The sequence below is a fragment of the Micromonospora sp. NPDC048843 genome (assembly GCF_040649965.1).
GTDB classification, from domain to species: domain Bacteria; phylum Actinomycetota; class Actinomycetes; order Mycobacteriales; family Micromonosporaceae; genus Micromonospora; species Micromonospora hortensis.
Map to the genome: position 1 here is coordinate 1 of NZ_JBEZGJ010000164.1, position 16,795 is coordinate 16,795.

The following is a 16,795-nucleotide window of genomic DNA, read 5'->3' on the forward strand; positions in this document are numbered from 1 at the left end:
CCGGCTCCGCCCCGCACCGCCGGCCGGTCCGGCCGCGCGGTCCGCGCGGCCGGCCGGCACCACCGACTGACCGTCGCGGCCGTCCCACTTCGCGACGACCTGGCCGGGCGGGGCCGCCCTGCTTCCGACGACCTGACCGGTGCCCGCTCAGCGGGACCGGGTCGCGACCTCGGGTGTGGTGCTCTCCAGCGGCACCGCGTTGGCCGGCACCAACCCCAACTGGACCGCGGACCGGGTCAACGCGGCGTCCAACGCCCAGTCGGCGCTGACCCGCGTGCGGTTTCCCGGCATCGCCATCAGGTGGTACGCCCGGGTGACCGCCTTGGCCGGCAACCCGGCCAGGTTGACCTGCAACGGGTTCGCCGCCGCGTCCTTGCCGCCCAGGTCGACGACCCAACCCAGATCGTGGTGCTTGTACGGCTTGCGGCGGCCGAACCCGTACGACGCGGCGATGTTGTACGCCGCGCGCTTGCCCTGCCGCTGCGCGTGCTGGGCGGTCATCCCGCACACCTTGCCCGGGTTGACCAGGTCGGGCACCGCGGCGGCGTCGCCGCAGGCAAAGACCTCCGGATAGCCGGGGACGTTGAGGAACTCGTCGGTGACCAGTCGACCCCGGTCGGTCCGCAGGCCCAGCTCGTTGACGAACGGGTCGGGGCGCACCCCCACACACCACACCAGGGTGCAGGTCGGCACGTACTCGCCGTCGGTGAGCTTGACCCCGTCGCAGGTCGCCTCGGCCACCGAGGTACCCATCCGCACGTCCACCCCACGCCGGTTGAGCACCTTGTGCGACGTGTCCGACATCCTCTTGTCCAACTCCGGCAGCACCCGGGACGCCACGTCGAGCAGCATCCAGCGGGGCCGGACGGTGAGTCGGGGCCGCTGGGCGTGCAACGCGTCGGTGAACAGCTGCCCGTGCGCCGCGACCTCGGTGCCGGTGTAGCCCGCCCCGACCACCACGAACGTGGACCGGGCCTGCTGCTCGGCCGGGTCCTCGGCCTGCTCGGCCAGCTCGATCTGCCGAACGATGTGATCATGCAGGTAGACGGCCTCGGGCAGGCCGCGGAAGCCGTGCGCGTACTCCGTCACCCCCGGGATCGGCAGCAGCTTGTTGACGCTGCCCACGGCGAGCACCAGCCGGTCGTACGCCAGCCGGTTCTTCTCCCCCTCGGCCTGTGTGAAGCCGACCCAGCGGTTCTGCAGGTCGACGTGGTCCGCCTCGCCGACCACCACGCGTACGCCCTTGAGCGTCCCGGTCAGCGGCACGGCGATCCGTTTGGGCTCGACCACCCCGGCCGCCACCTCGGGCAGCAGCGGCAGATACAGGAAGTAGTCGGTGGAGTTCAGTACCACGATCTCGGCCCGGTCCCGGGCGATCCGGCTCAACGTCTTCGCCGCGTGGTAACCGGCGAACCCGGCCCCCACGATCACCACACGAGGTTTCGTCATTGCGGGCCGTTTCCCGTCGAAGCCCTCGACAAACGTCCTAGGCGCCAGCCGTGCTCAGCTCGGCTGGAGCCGTACGTGGCCACTGCGGCCCACCGCCTCCAACTCCCACTGCTGGCCGAACGCCCGGACCCGCTCGGCGGTGATCCGGCCCAGTTCCTCCGGGACGTCCGGATCGAGGACCAGCCGGCCGCCGACCGGGTTGACGCCGAGCATGGCGCGGATCAGGGCCAGCGGCGTGCCGGCCGCCCACGCCTGCGGGCTGCACGCGGTCGGGAACGGCACGGCGAAGAGCAGCCGCTCCCGGTCGAAACCGCTGAGCGCCTCCGGCAGCCGGTAACCGAACTGGTCGGCCGCCTCGAACATCGCCAGACTGATCCGGTTCGACTCGGCCCGGTAGCCGTACCGGGCGAGGCCGAGCGCGGCGATCGAGTTGTCGTGCGGCCAGACCGTGCCCAGGTGGTAGCCGAGGGCGTTGTAGAGCCATTCCTCCCGGGACAGCGTGCGGATACCCCAACCGGAGAACATGTCCGGCGACATGAGTTGACGCACCACCGCGTCGGCCCGTTCCGGCGGCACGATTCCGCTCCACAGCAGGTGACCCATGTTGGAGGTCTTGGAGTCGACGCGGTTCTTGTCGCCGTCCAGGGCGACCGCGTAGTAGCCGCCCCGCTCGTCGATCCAGAAGTCGCGGTTGAATCGCTCGTGCAGGGTGTTGGCCTCGTCGCGCAGCCGGTGGGCCAACGTGGGGTTGTCCAACGGCCCGTCGAACAACTCGGCCAGTCGCATCTTGGCGTCGTAGGTGTAGCCCTGCAGGTCGCAGGTGGCCAGCGGTAGCACGGGGATCCGGCCGTCGGCGAAGCAGACGCCGTCCGGGGAGTCCCGCCAGCACTGGTTGCCCAGCCCCTCGGGCGAGCGGGTGGCGTACTCGACGAAGCCGTCGCCGTCCCGGTCGCCGTACTCGTCGATCCAGCGCAACGCGGCCAGCGCGTTGTCCCGCAGGTGCCGGACGGTCTCGTCGTCGCCGGTCCAGCGCCAGTACTCGGAGAGCAGGATCAACCACAGTTGGGTGGCGTCGGCGCTGCCGTAGTACGGCCCGAACGGCTTCTCGCCGCTGCGGGTCAACTCGCCGCTGCGCACCTCGTGCAGGATCTTGCCGGGCTCCTCGTCGGTGAAGTCGTCGCACGTCTCACCCTGAAGGCGGGCCAGGGCGAGCAGGGTGCCCTTCGCCAACTCGGGCCCCGCGACCAGCGTCTGGTAGGCGGTGATCAGGGTGTCGCGGCCGAAGACGGCGAGGAACCACGGCAGGCCGGCGCCGGGGAGCAGGATCCGCTGGCCCTTGACCTCCAGGTCGAGCCGCAACGCCGCCAGGTCGTTGCGGGACTGCCGCACTGTGTGCTCCAACGCCGGGTTGTCGCTGCGCAGCACCGCCCGGTCCTCCAGCCACCGGCGCAGCGGGTCGTCGGCCCGGCCGTGGATCACGTCGGCGATGTCGCCCCGGACCGGCTCGACCACCCCCATCCCGGGCGGCAGCGGCACGTGCAGGTCGACCTTCCACTCCTCGCTGCGGTTCAACTCAAACTCCCAGACCAGGTCGTCGCCCTCGATGCGGTCGGCCGGCTTCGCGCAGCACACCCGGGTCTGCGCGGAGAAGTCACCACGCTGGTAGGAGAAGCACAGCTCGGACCCGTCGGCAGCGTGGTGACGGCTGATCTCGGCGGAGCGGTCCCGCACCCTCGACTTGACCTCGAACAGGTCGGCGAAGTCGACGGCGACGGCCAGGCGCAGTTCCACCCGGACCGGCTCCTGCCGGAAGGAGACCAGTTCCACGCGCTCGTGGAAGCCGTCGCCGACGTAGCGCAGTCGCCGCAGGCCCAACGTGTTCGGCGGCAGCCCGGGCAACTCCGGGTTGGTGAGCACGTACTGCGCGGAGTAGTGGTCGATCGTCTCGGAGCGCAGCGGCAACAACTCGCCGCCGTTGACGGTAAGGCTCCACCCACTGATCAGGCGGGTGTCCAGGTGGACGAGCCCACCGATGCTGCCCGTCGGCACATCCCCGCACGCGTTGGAGTACAGGAACGTGGGCCCGCTGAGCACCGCGAGCGAGTCGGGGCCGAGCTCGGGCGGGATGGCCCGCTGGTCGGCGCTGTCCCCGTCCGGGACGGACAGGCCGGGGAAGGGGTTGGCAGGGGTCGCGCGAACGGCAGCCATGACACCCACCGTAGGAAGCAGGGTACGGAGCGTCATCACCCAGTCCGGGTGAAAGGTCCGGTGCTCCTGGGGGACGAATTAACAAGATCGCAACCCGGCTGTCGGCAACTCGCCGGCGGGGCCAGGGTACCCGGTCAACGACCACCCGTCCGACGAGGCGCTCTACGACATCGCGGTCACCGCGCCCAAGGGTTGGACGGGTGTGGCCAGCGGCACCCCGGTCGGGCAGAGCGGCAACACGTTCACCTACCGCAGCACCGCCCCCGTGGCGTCGTACGCGACGACGTTGGCCGTCGGCAGGTACCGGAAGTTGGCAGCCACCGGCCCGCGCGGCATTCCGGTGACCACCTGGTACCGCGCGAAGGACGCCCAGTACCTGCCGATGTTCAAGCGGTCCCCGGCCTTCCTGACCTGGCTGGAGGAACGCTTCGGCCCGTACCCGTTCGACTCCACAGGCCTCGTCATGGTCGAGTCGAACTCCGCCATGGAAACCCAGCAGATGGTCACCCTGGGCGAGGTCCAACCGGCCCGCGGCGATCAGATGTTCGACCTCACCACACTGCACGAGTACGCCCACCACTGGTTCGGCGACGCCGTCACGCTCACCGACTGGCGCGACATGTGGCTCAACGAGGGCTGGGCCCTCTACGTGCAGAAGCTCTACGAGAAGGACAGGTACGGGCTCTCCGACGCCGAGCTGGTGAAGTCGAGCCGGCAACGCGACGGCGAACTGCGCAAGGAGTACGGCCCGCCGAGTAAGCCGGACCGCGCCGAGTTCGGGGCGACGAACGTCTACACCTGTGGGGCCGCGATGCTGCGTCAACTGCACCAGGCGCTGATCGACGCGTGGCTGGACTCCCCCACCACGCCGCCGGAGACCGGCCCGCTCCCGCGGTGACCGTCTGCCCGTCTGCCCGTCGGGCCGGTCGCGGCGGGCCGACGGTCAGGCGGGGGTTGGTGCGGTGATCGCCCAGCGCTCGTGGTCGCGCCAGGCGCCGTCGATGAACAGGTAGTCCGGGGAGAAACCCTCCAACCGGAAACCCAGCTTGCGGGCGACCCGCCGCGACGGCTCGTTGCCCGGTTGGATGTTCGCCTCCAGCCGGTGCAACCCGACCGAGGTGAACGCGTGGTCGATCACCAGGGCGACGCCCGCCGAGGCGTGCCCGGTCCCGCTGTACGGCAGGAACGCCGCGTACCCCAGGTAGCCACCACGCAGCGCACCGAGCACGATTCCGCTGATGTTCACGTAGCCGGCGATCTCGCCGCTGGCCCGGTCGCAGATCAGGTAGCCGGCGCTGTCGCGGCGACGGATCCGGCGCAGATAGAGCTCGTACTCCTCCGGGCTGGCCGGCGCGGCCAACCAGGGGTGGTGCAGGTCCCGACTGCGCCGCGAGGCAGCGACGAACTCGTCCGAGTCGGTGGGCCGGGGTCGCCGGATCGCGGCGGGACCACCGGTACGCAGGTATCTCACGGCGGATCACTCTGACCGACCGGTGCCGCTGTTGTCCAACCGGCCGCCGCGTGCGCGTCGCGGCGGGCCATGATCGGGCTCGAACAAGGATGGAGTGGCTTCCGGCGGCGCACATGGCCACTACATCACTGATCGAGCACGATCATGCGGGCGTTGGCCGGGCTAGCGGGACGTCAGGACGCTGAACTCCTGACCGTCGGGGTCGGCCAGCACCAGTCGGCCTGTCCCCTCCTGGTCGGTGTCGACCCGGGTCGCCCCGAGCGAGAGCAGACGGTCGACCTCGGCCTGCCAATCGACGCCGACAGCCGGGGCGAGGTCGAGACGCACCCGATCCCTGCCTCCGTTCGGCATGTACGGCGGGCCGCCCCAGGAAATTTTCGTGCCTCCGAGCGGCGACTGGATCGCGGTCTCCTCGTCCTGGTCCCAGACCAGCGGCCAGCCCAGCGCCCGGCTCCAGAAATAGCCAACCTTCTGTGACCCGTCGCTGGCCAGCGCACCGACGAAGCCGCAGCCGGCGAGGAACTTGTTACCCGGTGCGATGACGTCGAACTCGTTGCCCTCCGGGTCGGCCAGCACCACATGATCGATCTCCGGGCCCTGGCCGATGTCCGCGTGCCGCGCGCCGAGTTCCAGTGCCCTGGCCACCGTCTGCCGCTGGTCCTCCAGCGAACTGCTGGTCAGATCGAAGTGCATCCGATTCTGGACCACCTTCGGCTGCTGGTTCGGGGCGAAGCGGATGTGGAACTCGTTGTCGTTGGTGGGTAGGAGCAGGACGCCCTCGTGCGGATCGTCGGCGATGTTCCGCCCCAGGAGCCCGGCCCAGAACTGCGCGAGCCGCAGAGGCTCGCTCGCGTCGAAACTGATCGCGAACAGGTGTGCGGTCATCGCTGCGCTCATCTCCCGTCGGGCCGGACGCCCTGCCGGCCGTCGAAGCGGGAGCCTAGGGATGTGCCAGGTCGACCGCACCCGAGTTTCGGGTCACGCGGTGAGGTACGGCGGGGCCACACCCCAACCCCAGCGTGGGATCGACGCCTGCCGGATCGGGTCCGCGTCCGGCTGAGAATTGCCCACCGCCAAGCGGGTGCCCCACTCCAGGTAGCTCGCGAAGGCGGCGCGAAACTCCGGATCGCCGGGTAGGCCAACCTCGTCGGCGGCGTCCATCATCAGGTTGACCCACCGCCGACGCTGCGCCTCGCTGATCGCCCTGCCCAGGTGCTGGCCGAGCATGTGGCGGTAGCCGCCGCGCTGCGTCGTGTAGGTGGCCGGTCCACCGAAGACCTCGGCAAGCCATACCGCTACATGCCGGGCGTGGTCGGGGTCCATCTGCGCGAACATCGGCGCGAGCAGGTCGTCGGAGCGGACCAGGCGGTAGAAGGCCTCGCAGAGCCTCATGAACGCGTCGGAGCCGCAGGCCCACTCGTACAAGCTCGGCGGCGCGGCGCCACCGGGGCCGGCAACCGACGTTCGGGCGTAGTGCCGCATCTCCTGGATGTCCTCGACGTACGGCTTGATCGCGGCGAAGAACTGCCCGAACACCGGGCCACCCCGGAACCCTTTCCGGTGCTCGTCCGCCGACGTCCAGGTGATGCGCAGCAGGTAGCAGGCGGGGTCGTCCAGGCAGCGGCTCAACTCGTAGTCCACACACTGCGGCGCGGCACGTAACGCGACAGCGGCCCGCTCGTACGCCGCCTCGAAACCGTCCAGCCGTTCCTGCGGGACGCGGTACCTGATGTACTCGATCACCATGGCTACAGCTGAACACCCGCATCGGTGATGATCAAGTACGCACCTTTTGGTACGTGCCGAGGGAGGCCACGATGCCCAAGCGATACCACTGCCCGGTGGAACTCGCCGTCGACGTTGTCGGCGGAAAATGGCGACCGGTGATCCTGGCCCATCTCAAGGAGGGCGTACACCGCTATGGCGAGCTGCGCCGCCGGATGCCAGGGGTCAGCGAGAAGATGCTGACGCAGCGTCTGCGCGAGTTGGAGGCCGACGGGCTCGTCCTGCGGCACGACCACGAGACCACACCACCCCACGTCGAGTACCGGCTCACCGAGGAAGGCCTCAGCCTGGCCCCGGTGTTGCAGGCCCTGTACGACTGGGGCGCCGCGCGGGCCGCACGTACCGGTACCGCCATCGACGAACCCTCCGCTGCCTGATTCGACGCGCCGCACGCGGCCCGGCAGCAGTGGAAAGATCGTCGTCGGGACGTGCGACGTTGTGATCCACTGGCCCGGTGAGCCGAACCCCCTCGATCCCCCCGGCCGACGTCGAAGAGCGACTGTCGCGGGAGCTGAACGTCTGGCTGTGCACGGTGCGGCGCGACGGGTCCCCACACCTGACGCCGGTCTGGTTCGTCTACCTCTCGGCGACGTTCTGGGTCGGTTGCGAGAGCCGCAGCGTCAAGGCCCGCAACGTCGTGGCCGACCCACGGGTGTCAGTGGCTCTGGAGAGCGGCGACGCGCCAGTGGTGGCGGAGGGCGCCGCCCACGTGCACCGAAGTGGATTCCCCAGCACCGTCGTCGAGGCGTTCGCGCGCAAGTACGACGGCTGGGACGTCGGCCGGCAGGTCGGTCCGGACGGTGAGCGGGCGCTGCTGGAGATCCCCGTCCGCCGGTGGCTACTCGCGGGCACCGCGCAGTAAGCCGTCGATGCGAGAATCGGCCGGTGGAGGACGAGCTGACGTCTGCCCTGGCGGGCGTACGGGACGCGTTCGCCCGATATCCGCGCCGTGCGACGTTCGACGGCTGCCCACACTGCGAGGGCCCGGTGCTGGTCGACGAGCACGACCTGTTCTCACTGACCATCAGCCTCGGCAACACTGTCGGCAGCCGTGCGGACGTGAAGGCCCTGCTCCCCGTCCTCCTTGAGCGCCTGCTCGAGTCCGACGACCTGGAACCGGTCATCGTCCTGGGCAAACTCCCCCGTCAGGAGTGGCGCACCTGGCCGCACGTCGAGCAGGAGGCCGTCGACGCGTACCTCGACGCGGTGTGGCGGGCATTGTTGGCGGATCACCCGTCGCGGCTCGGGTCGTTCACCGATCCGACGGACTTCCTCGACGCGGCTCACGCGGCCGGCGAGCGCCTCGAACGATTCCTCGACGTCTGGGACGCCACGCTCAACCCGTCGGCGGACCGTCACCTGGCCGAGCTGGTCGGCAAACTGAACTTCACGAGTCAGAAGCCCAGCGTCCTCGGTGACTGGTTACGCCGAGCGGCGACCCGCGACCGTCTGCACCGCGCGTGGGAACGTGACTACGACTCACCGTGGGCCGACGACCTCGCCCGGGCCTACGACCTCCTCCGCCACTAAGGGGCCCGTCGACGGGTGCTCATCCGGCCATGTTGCCTCAGCCGGGCAAGCGTTCCGTCAGAGCGGGCCGGGGAACGTCTGTTCCATCGGCATCGGCACCTGGAGGTAGGTGGTGCCGCGCATGTCCAGCCAGGCCCGGTCCGGCCCGCGCACCAGGCGCACCATCACCTCCTCGCAGGACGGGCAGCGGGCGACGAGACCCGGGGCGTGCGAGTAGACGTGCAGGCTGGCCATCGAGCCGGTCGTCCCGCAGTTCTCACAGCGGCCCATCGCGCTGCTCAGGTCGACGGTGAACAGCTCACGCATCGGGCCGTCGAGCATGTTGCCGTCCACGTACGACATCTCGGTCATCGAAATCTCCTCGACACTGCGTGAGTGAGCGGATGGTCAGCCGGTGGGGCCGAAACGTTCGGTCTTGACCCGACGCGACGGGTGACCCAGCCCCACCAGCAGGTCGGCCACGGTCTCCACGAACGCGGTCGGGCCACAGACGTAGGTGAGAGGTTCCAGGTCCGGTGGCCACCCGTGCGTGTTGACGTCGGCCAGCCCGATCCGGTGCGGCTCGCCGCGCCAGCCCTCGGGCGCCTCCCGGGTGTAGACGTACGCGACGTCCAGCCCGAAGTCGTCGCGGATCCGGCGGCGCAGCTCGTCGGCGTAGATCACGTCGCCGGGGGTGCGCACCGAGTAGATCAGCCGGAACGGCGCCTTGCTGCCCACCGCCCGCCGCGCCCGGATCATCGCCATCAGCGGCACGATTCCCGACCCACCCGCGACGAGCTGCACCGGCGCGGTCTCCTCGGGCCGCCAGATGAACCAGCCACCGAGCGGTCCGCGCACCTCCACCGGGTCGCCGCCACCAAAGACATCAATGAGGTACGGCGACACCTCGCCGTCGTGCACCCGCTGCACTGTCACCTCGATGCGCGGCCCTCCCGGCCCGTCCACGGCCGGCCCGGCGATCGAGTACGACCGTGCCGCCTGGTAACCGTCCGGGGCGGTGAGCCGCAGGTCGACGTGCTGCCCGGGCAGGTGCCCCGGCCAGTCCGGCACCTCCAGCACCAGGGTCTGCGCGGTCGGCGTCTCCACCCGGCGCTCCACCAGCCGGCCGACCTGCCAACGGTTGGGCGTACGGCGCTGGGTGCTCGTCGCCACGGCGCGCTCAGTCACCCTGGTACCGCTGTTCGCGCCACGGGTCGCCGTAGTCGTGGTACCCGGCGGTCTCCCAGAACCCTGGCTCGTCCATCGTCTTGAGTCGGAGGCCGCGCACCCACTTGGCGGACTTCCAGAAGTACAGGTGCGGGACCAGGAGTCGGGCCGGCCCGCCGTGCTCAGCGGGCAGCGGGGCACCGTCGAAGGTGTGCACCACCCAGGCCTGGCCGCCGCGCAGGTCGTCGAGCGGCAGGTTGGTGGTGTACCCGCCGTAGGAGTGCGCCAGCGCGAAGTGCGCGCCCGTGTCGACGTTGGCCAGCAGCGTGTCCAGTGAGACGCCCTGCCAGTTGGTGCCGAGTTTGGACCAGCGGGTGACGCAGTGGATGTCCACCATCGGCGTCTCCTGCGGCAGGGCCATCAACTCCTGCCACGACCACCGGTGTTCGCTGCCGTTCTCGGCGGAGATGACGAACTCCCAGGTGTCCAGTGACACCCGGGGCGTCGGGCCGGCCGAGAGCACCGGAAAGTCCTCGGTCAGATACTGACCGGGTGGCAGGGCCGGCTCCTGTGTTCGAGGCCGACCCTGAAAGCCCGGTGACACGATTCCCATTGCACAGTCGTACCACCCGCGCCGGTGGGAGCGGGAGCTTTCCCGCGTACGCCGTCGTCAGCCGGCGCGGCGCGGTCAGTGCCGTTCCGCGACCACCTTGCGGTCCTCGGGCAGGTCGCCGCCCCGGGTGGCGCGCAGACTGGTCAGGGTGACCACCACCAGCACACCGATGATCACGCCGAGCGAGGCCAGGGTGGGAATCTGCGGCACGCTGTCCCAGATGCCGTGCGCCCAGTGCAGACCCAGCTTGAGGCCGATGAACGCCAGGATGATGGCCAGCCCGTAGCTGAGGTGCACCAGCCGACTCAGCGCCGCGTGCAGGACGAAGTAGAGCGCCCGCAGGCCGAGCAGGGCGAACGCGTTGGTGGCGAACACCAGGTACGGGTCCTCGGTGATGCCGTAGACCGCCGGTACCGAGTCGACAGCGAAGACGATGTCGGTGGCCAGCACCGCAACCACCACCAGGGCGAACGGCGTGAGTGCCCGCTTCGCGCCCTGCCGGACGGTCATCTTGGTGCCGTGGTAGTCGTCGACCACCGGCATGACCTTGCGCAGCAGCTTCACCGACCGCATCTTGTTGATGTCGACTTCCTGCTGATGCCCGGACATGGCATCACGCAGCAGCTTCACAGCGGTGGCGATGAGGATGATCGCGAAGAGCAGGAAGGCGAAGTCGAGGGTCTGCAACGCCGCCGCGCCGAGGGCAATGAAGACGGCCCGCAGCACCAGCGCGCCGGCGATGCCGTAGAGCAGCACCCGCTGGGCGAGCACCGCCGGCACCGCGAACGCCGCCAACAGCAGCATGAAGACGAAGAGGTTGTCGACCGATAGCGACTTCTCCACCAGGTAACCGGTCAGGTATTCAACGCCCTGCTGGGAGCCGAATCGCCACCAGAGCCAGCCGCCGAACGCCAGCGGCAGCGCTATGTAGAAGGCCGACCAGCCGATGGCCTCCCGCATTGACACCTCGTGCGGGCGACGGGTGACCAGGAAGTCCAGCACCAACAGCAGGAGGACCCCGATGATGGTGACCGCCCACAGCGTGGGCGTGCCCACCGACGACAGGTCACTGGCGGCGGACAGATACGACACTTGGCTCATGTGGGGTCTCCTCGAACACCGTCATGTTCGAGGTCTCCTTCACCCACCACCTAGTGGGCAACCACCCGAGGCGCGCCGGGCGCGCCGTACTGACCGGAATGGTTCGTGGGAAGTACTCCCCTCGCACGACAAGGTTAGGCCAGGCGGAATCGCCACGCCAAGCGGGACATCGATGGTTGCCCTGGTAAACCGCTGTGTGTGCCCGGTACGAGCGCTGTCAGCCGCGGCGCAACGTCGCGCCCGGGGCCATCGCCTGCTCGACCAGGCCCCGATAGTCACGTGGCAGTTGGGTCACCACGTCATCGAACTCACCGCCGGTGATCGCCTCGCGCAGGGTGGTGAAGACCGCCCGACTGGCGTCCTCGGCGGCGGGCTCCGGCACACCGGCACGCAACGCGACCCGGGCGACGAACTCCGCCGCGCCGAACCGGTCCGCCTGCTCGGTGCTCGGGCTGGGTTTGAGCACCAGTTGCAGCGGTTGGGGCAACTGGGCAGCCAGGTCCAGGACCTCACCGCCGGTCAACCGCTCGGCGAACGTCTCCAACACGGCCCGGGTCAGCTCGACCGCCCGTTCGGACGACGTGGCGGTGCGCTGGGAAACCTGGTCGATGAAGGTGTCGTAGTTCATCGCGTACTCCCTTGGACTCGCGTCGGCGCCTGCGGGTACCCGCGGCGGCCGAGGAGAAACGGCGCCGGTTTCCTGTGCCGGGCGGGCGTGACAGGCCGGCGGGCGGGTAACCGCCGCCGGTCGTCACCACATCGATGCCCGAGGGAGCCCACGCCATGGCGAGCTACGCCGACGTCCTGCAGTACCTGTCGAGCCTGGACTACCCGGCCGAGAAGGACGACGTGGTCCGAGAGGCCGAACGGGAGGGTGCCCCGCCGGACGTGCTGAAGGCGCTGCGCGCCCTGCCGCCGGTCGACTACGCCAACGGGACCGAGGTGGCCCGGTCGGCCGGGATCGAGGCGGCGCCCGAGGTCGGTCCCGCCCAGCGGGCCGAGCAGGCCCGGGACAAGAAGCACAACCGGGTCTCGCAACACCTGCGCGGCATCTGACCCGGCGGTGGCGCCCACCACCCCGACCCGGGAGCGTCCCGAATGACCCAGACCGGCCCCGACCGGCCAGCGGACGTACGTTTCCCGGCTGCGAAGCAGCTCGCCGTCGTGGCGGTGGTCGGCATCATCGCCGGCTGCGTCTTCGCGCTGCTGCTGCCCCTGCCGCTCGCCGCGCTGGCCGGCTGGGACGTGGGCGCGCTGAGCTGGCTCGTGCTCGTCTGGCACAAGATCTGGCCGATGGACGCCGAGCGGACCGCCCAACTGGCCGTCCACGAGGATCCGAACCGGGCGATCCGGGACGCCCTGCTGCTCGTCGCCTGCCTGGCCAGCCTGCTGGCCGTCGGGTTGGTGGTGGCCAGCGCGCAGAGCGCGCCCCCCGGGATGGCCCGGGAGCTGCACAGCGGCGTGGGCGTGCTCAGCGTGGTGCTCTCCTGGTTCGTGGTGCACACCGTGTTCGCCGCCCGGTACGCCCGGATCTACTACACCGGCCCGGACGGCGGGGTGAACTTCAACCAGCCCGAACCGCCGCGCTACTCCGACTTCGCGTACGTCGCGTTCACCATCGGGACGACGTTCCAGATCTCCGACACCAACCTGACCAGCAACGAGATGCGTCGTACGGTGCTGCGCCACTCGATGGTGTCGTACCTGTTCGGCGCGTTCATCATCGCTGTGACCGTGAACCTGCTGGCGGGTCTGGCGCGGTGACGGCTGTTGACGCGGTAGGCCGCGCAGTCCCCCGGAGCACGACACGGGGCGGGGCCGATCGAAGGGCCGGGACAGGCGGGCGCCCCTGGTCACGAACCGCGACCTAGGGCGCCACGCAAGCCTGCCCAGGCGGTGAACCGCATCCGAACCGGTCGCGGTCACCAGGCGGTGGAGGTCCGCTCGAACCGAGCGGCCAGCACTGCCGGGTCCAACCATACGGCAGAACATCCTCCGTTTGGTCAGAATTTGGGGAAGTGTGGGCCAGGGCACGTCACTGCCGACCGGTCACCTCCGCGTACCGATGCTCCAGGTCGACCCGGGCCAACGCCCCCACCAGCCAGGCCAACTGCTCGGACTCGCCAGTGGCCAGGCCGGCCAGGTCGTCCGCCGACCTGCCCAGCCCGAGCCGACGCGCGGCGGCCAGCGCCCGCCGATCGGCGACCGGGGCCACCTCCCGCCACAACGCCTGCGCCTCGCGGAGAAACAGGACGACGACCTGATCATCCACGCCCGGAAGCTCGGCCAGCAACGCGCGCTCCCGGACCGGGTCGTGGTGCGCCACCGCCCGCAGCCGGCGCAGATCACCCCGGCACCGCTCGATCACCGTCCGGGCCAGGTCACCCAGCACAGCGGCCAACGCGTCCACGTCACCGCGTTGGCCGCTGGCGCGCAGCACCCGGACCCGTTCCTCGTGCAGGGAACGCGCCAGCCGGGCCGCGCTGTCCCACCCCTCGTCACGCAACGCCCGCGCCCCGTCCAACGCCCGCCGAAAGTCACCACGACGGGCCAGCAGCACCGACAGGTACAGCACCTGGAACAGGCTCGCCGGGTTGTTGGTCACCCGGAACCCGTACTGCTCGGCGAAGCCCCGCCCGCCACCGGCGAGCCGGCGCGCCAGACGTTTACGGTCCGCCATTGGAGTGATCAAACTCGCCGCCATGGCGGCGACTACCCGCGCCACCTGCCGACCACACACCGGCCGTACATGCCCGTCAGCCGTGTAGGCCGCCGGTGCGGTCGCGGGCCTTGAGGCGGGTAGTGGGCAGGGCGGGCGCCGGCAGCGGCGGCGCCGAATCGTCGGCGACCACACCGAAGCGCCCGTCGCCGGCCATCCAGTCCTCCCGGGCGGCGGCGATCTCCTCGTGCGACCGCCCCACGAAGTTCCACCACATCACCAACGGCTCCTCGAACGGCGTACCACCCAGCAGCAGCAACCGGGCCCCGGCCCCGCCCCGCACTGTCAGCTCCCGGCGGCCCGAACCCAGATAGAGCAGCGCCCCCGGCTCGAACCCGACCCCGGCCGCCTCCGCGGACCCGGACATCGCCAGCACTGCGTACTCGAAATCGGGCCGCAACGCCATCGTCGCCGGCGCCTCGCCGCGCAGCTCCAACTGCACCCCCACCAGCGGGGTGTGCACCACCGCCGGTGACCGCTCCCCGGCGAACTCACCGACCAGCACCGTGACGTCCAGATCGCCGTCCCGCCAGCGCGGCAGGTCGGCGTGGTGCGCGAAGTCGGCCGCTCCGGCCCGCGCCGGGTCCGGCAGCGCCACCCAGAGCTGCACACCGTGCATCACCGGCGGATGGGTGGCCGGCGAGCGCTCCGAGTGGGCGATACCGTTCCCGGAGGTCATCACGTTCAGTTGGCCGGGCACGATCGGCTGCACGTTACCGAGGCTGTCCCGGTGCAGAATCTCCCCGTCGAGCAGCCAGGTCACCGTCTGCAACCCGGTGTGCGGGTGCGGCGGCACCTCCACACCGGGCCGCTGCGCCACATCGTCCGGGCCGAAATGATCAACGAAACACCACGCGCCGACCATCCGGCGGGCGCGCTGCGGAAGCAGCCGCCGCACAGTGGTGTACCGACCCAACGGCACGTCGTGGCCAGGCAACAACACACTGCCGGGATCGACGTCGGCCACGCCAGGCGGTCGGGTCTGCGCCAGCATTGATTCAGTACGCTCCACCGCCCGACTGTACGCGCACGCCCATTCGCGACCGCGGCGCTTCTGTTCAGGGCGGGCGGGGTTCACCAGGGCGTGGTTGTCAGGGCGGGGGCCGGCGCGGGCTCGCCCGTCTGTTGGGTTGGGCTGGCCTGGCCTGGCGTGGGCTGGCGTGGGCTGGCCTGGCGTGGGCTGGCCTGGCCTGGGCTGGCCTGGGCTGGGCTGGCCTGGCCTGGGCTGGCCTGGCCTGGGCTGGCCTGGCCTGGGCTGGCCTGGGCTGGCCTGGCGTGGGCTGGCCTGGGCTGGCCTGGCGTGGGCTGGCCTGGGCTGGCCTGGCGTGGGCTGGCCCGTCTGTTGGGTTGGCCTGGCGTGGGTCAGCGGTTGCTGGAGGAGACCAGCACGCTGTTGGCACCGGCGACCAGGTCCAGGTACAGGCGCTCCGCCGACCGGTCCCAACCCGGCGTACCCAGCACCGAGCCCGCGGCCACCCCGTCCCAGCGGTCGTCACGTACCACCACCGAGCCGGCACCGGCTCCCGCCCGAACCCGTACCGAGGTCTCCCTCGGGACCCGGACGTCGAGCTGGCTGGTCCCACCGGTGAGTCGTACGGCCAGGATGCTGGCGGGCTGCTCTGAGCGCGGGCCGGTGGGATTGCCGGGGCCTGCGGCGGTGATCGGTGGCAGGAGAATCTCGGTACGGCTGGAACCACCGGCGAGTTCCACCCCCAGCAGCCGGGCCCGGACCAGGTCCAACACCTGACTGCTCACCCCGCCGACGAGGTGGATACGCCAGGCGACCCGCTCGTTGAGCAACACCCGCACGGCCCGCGGCCCGCGCGTCCCGGACTCCACGAGGTCGAGCCGCACGGTCTCCCCCCGCACCGCCGGTCGGCCCGCCACGCCCGAGCCCGCCGGGGTGCTGATCCGGTACAGGTCATCGCCCAACTCGGCGACTCGCAGCTCGAACGAAGACAGCCCATCCGCGAGCACGAAGGTGCCCTCCCGCCGACCCGCCAGCGGCGCTGTCAACGGTTGCTCGGCAGCAGCACCCGCACCACCGCGGCGGCCCTCAGCCGCGTCCGGGTCGACGACGCCCCCCGGACGGCCGCCGTCACCGGGGCCAGTGCCATCCGGGCGAGTGCCGTCGGGGCGAGTGCCGTCGGGGCGAGTGCCGTCGGGGCGAGTGCCGTCGGGGCGAGTGCCGTCGCGTTGGCTGGAGTAGGTCATGCCGAGGTGGTCGGGATCGGCGACGATCACGGCCACCGCTGCCGCACCCAGGAGCAACACGACGGCGGCAGCAGCCACCAACAGGCGAGCACCAGTGGACCACCGTCGCGGTGCGGCCTCACCGGACGGTTCCGGCCCTGACTTCGGTTCGCGATCCGCGCCGTACCCCACTGCGGCCATGCCTGTGTCCCTCCGCCGGTCCCCGCCCAGGGGTACGTACCCGCCGGCCGAGCGGATCACTCGGCGCCGATCACGTCACTCCGCTACGTCGCCAACGTAGATCTTGGACAGTTTCCGTTAGCGCGGAACGGAAACTGTCCAAGATCTACGGACACCCGCCAATTCAGACGACGTCATCTGCCCCCCAGAGTGTGCAAGGCGGCGTCCCCAGCCCGATGACCAACGACCAACGGCCCCGTGGCCAGCGGTCGCGGTCGGCGACGCGGTCGGCGGTCGGCGGTCGGCGGTCGGCGACGCGGTCGGCGGTCGACGGACGGCAAGCCGCTGGACGCCATCTACGGGCGGTACGTGCAGATGCTCGCGCCGTTCTGGCTGCTGG

Annotated in this window: 19 protein-coding genes; 6 read left to right on the top strand and 13 right to left on the bottom strand. The window is 70.6% G+C overall.

All coding sequences use genetic code 11. From position 1 onward, the window contains the following. Positions 1-147: 147 nt before the first annotated feature. Positions 148-1,449, bottom strand: coding sequence for an NAD(P)/FAD-dependent oxidoreductase (locus AB0C20_RS28810; RefSeq protein WP_210785140.1), 1,302 nt, complete (start codon positions 1,447-1,449; stop codon positions 148-150). Positions 1,450-1,503: 54 nt separating this feature from the next. Continuing rightward, positions 1,504-3,657 (bottom strand): glycogen debranching N-terminal domain-containing protein, encoded by a 2,154-nt coding sequence (locus AB0C20_RS28815; RefSeq protein ID WP_357190644.1) that lies wholly within the window; start codon positions 3,655-3,657, stop codon positions 1,504-1,506. A 202-nt stretch (positions 3,658-3,859) separates the two neighbouring features. Between AB0C20_RS28815 and AB0C20_RS28820 the strand changes: the two genes are divergently transcribed. Continuing rightward, on the top strand, positions 3,860-4,555 hold the full coding sequence (locus AB0C20_RS28820; protein WP_357569114.1) for a M1 family aminopeptidase: 696 nt from the start codon (positions 3,860-3,862) through the stop codon (positions 4,553-4,555). A 45-nt stretch (positions 4,556-4,600) separates the two neighbouring features. Here AB0C20_RS28820 and AB0C20_RS28825 read toward each other — a convergent pair whose 3' ends face one another. The 3 genes from AB0C20_RS28825 to AB0C20_RS28835 form a co-directional block, all read right to left on the bottom strand. Continuing rightward, positions 4,601-5,128 (bottom strand): GNAT family protein, encoded by a 528-nt coding sequence (locus AB0C20_RS28825; RefSeq protein ID WP_357190640.1) that lies wholly within the window; start codon positions 5,126-5,128, stop codon positions 4,601-4,603. 162 nt (positions 5,129-5,290) lie between these two features. Further along, complete coding sequence (locus AB0C20_RS28830; RefSeq protein WP_357190638.1) at positions 5,291-6,013, bottom strand: VOC family protein; 723 nt, start codon at positions 6,011-6,013, stop codon at positions 5,291-5,293. A gap of 93 nt (positions 6,014-6,106) precedes the next feature. Beyond that, positions 6,107-6,874, bottom strand: coding sequence for an antibiotic biosynthesis monooxygenase (locus tag AB0C20_RS28835; protein WP_357569115.1), 768 nt, complete (start codon positions 6,872-6,874; stop codon positions 6,107-6,109). A gap of 71 nt (positions 6,875-6,945) precedes the next feature. Between AB0C20_RS28835 and AB0C20_RS28840 the strand changes: the two genes are divergently transcribed. The 3 genes from AB0C20_RS28840 to AB0C20_RS28850 all read left to right on the top strand — a co-directional run bounded on the left by AB0C20_RS28840 (position 6,946) and on the right by AB0C20_RS28850 (position 8,443). Further along, complete coding sequence (locus tag AB0C20_RS28840) at positions 6,946-7,290, top strand: helix-turn-helix domain-containing protein (RefSeq protein ID WP_266302720.1); 345 nt, start codon at positions 6,946-6,948, stop codon at positions 7,288-7,290. 77 nt (positions 7,291-7,367) lie between these two features. Further along, positions 7,368-7,775: a pyridoxamine 5'-phosphate oxidase family protein gene (locus AB0C20_RS28845; protein WP_357569116.1), complete on the top strand. Its 408-nt coding sequence runs from the start codon at positions 7,368-7,370 to the stop codon at positions 7,773-7,775. Positions 7,776-7,798: 23 nt separating this feature from the next. Further along, the gene (locus AB0C20_RS28850; RefSeq protein WP_357569117.1) at positions 7,799-8,443 is read left to right on the top strand and encodes a hypothetical protein; all 645 of its coding nucleotides are present in this window, start codon (positions 7,799-7,801) and stop codon (positions 8,441-8,443) included. A 57-nt stretch (positions 8,444-8,500) separates the two neighbouring features. Here AB0C20_RS28850 and AB0C20_RS28855 read toward each other — a convergent pair whose 3' ends face one another. From AB0C20_RS28855 to AB0C20_RS28875, 5 genes are all read right to left on the bottom strand, one after another. Then, positions 8,501-8,794 (bottom strand): DUF6510 family protein, encoded by a 294-nt coding sequence (locus tag AB0C20_RS28855; protein WP_357190628.1) that lies wholly within the window; start codon positions 8,792-8,794, stop codon positions 8,501-8,503. A gap of 36 nt (positions 8,795-8,830) precedes the next feature. Then, complete coding sequence (locus AB0C20_RS28860) at positions 8,831-9,595, bottom strand: ferredoxin reductase (RefSeq protein WP_357190685.1); 765 nt, start codon at positions 9,593-9,595, stop codon at positions 8,831-8,833. Positions 9,596-9,602: 7 nt separating this feature from the next. Continuing rightward, positions 9,603-10,202, bottom strand: coding sequence for a sulfite oxidase-like oxidoreductase (locus tag AB0C20_RS28865; protein WP_357190626.1), 600 nt, complete (start codon positions 10,200-10,202; stop codon positions 9,603-9,605). A 75-nt stretch (positions 10,203-10,277) separates the two neighbouring features. Beyond that, the gene (locus AB0C20_RS28870) at positions 10,278-11,303 is read right to left on the bottom strand and encodes a TerC/Alx family metal homeostasis membrane protein (protein WP_357190624.1); all 1,026 of its coding nucleotides are present in this window, start codon (positions 11,301-11,303) and stop codon (positions 10,278-10,280) included. A gap of 217 nt (positions 11,304-11,520) precedes the next feature. After that, positions 11,521-11,931, bottom strand: coding sequence for a DUF2267 domain-containing protein (locus tag AB0C20_RS28875; protein ID WP_238660011.1), 411 nt, complete (start codon positions 11,929-11,931; stop codon positions 11,521-11,523). Between the two features lie 155 nt (positions 11,932-12,086). Here AB0C20_RS28875 and AB0C20_RS28880 point away from each other — a divergent pair, with 155 nt between their 5' ends. Together AB0C20_RS28880 and AB0C20_RS28885 are read left to right on the top strand one after the other, a co-directional pair. Further along, complete coding sequence (locus AB0C20_RS28880; protein WP_030332551.1) at positions 12,087-12,359, top strand: DUF2795 domain-containing protein; 273 nt, start codon at positions 12,087-12,089, stop codon at positions 12,357-12,359. 42 nt (positions 12,360-12,401) lie between these two features. Continuing rightward, on the top strand, positions 12,402-13,067 hold the full coding sequence (locus AB0C20_RS28885) for a DUF1345 domain-containing protein (protein WP_357190621.1): 666 nt from the start codon (positions 12,402-12,404) through the stop codon (positions 13,065-13,067). A gap of 271 nt (positions 13,068-13,338) precedes the next feature. On the opposite strand, the gene AB0C20_RS28890 is transcribed toward AB0C20_RS28885, so the two are convergent. The 3 genes from AB0C20_RS28890 to AB0C20_RS28900 form a co-directional block, all read right to left on the bottom strand. After that, on the bottom strand, positions 13,339-14,007 hold the full coding sequence (locus tag AB0C20_RS28890; protein WP_357190683.1) for a hypothetical protein: 669 nt from the start codon (positions 14,005-14,007) through the stop codon (positions 13,339-13,341). Between the two features lie 52 nt (positions 14,008-14,059). Beyond that, the gene (locus AB0C20_RS28895; protein ID WP_357569118.1) at positions 14,060-15,034 is read right to left on the bottom strand and encodes a pirin family protein; all 975 of its coding nucleotides are present in this window, start codon (positions 15,032-15,034) and stop codon (positions 14,060-14,062) included. Positions 15,035-15,384: 350 nt separating this feature from the next. After that, the gene (locus AB0C20_RS28900) at positions 15,385-16,416 is read right to left on the bottom strand and encodes a hypothetical protein (protein WP_357569119.1); all 1,032 of its coding nucleotides are present in this window, start codon (positions 16,414-16,416) and stop codon (positions 15,385-15,387) included. Between the last annotated feature and the right edge of the window lie 379 nt (positions 16,417-16,795).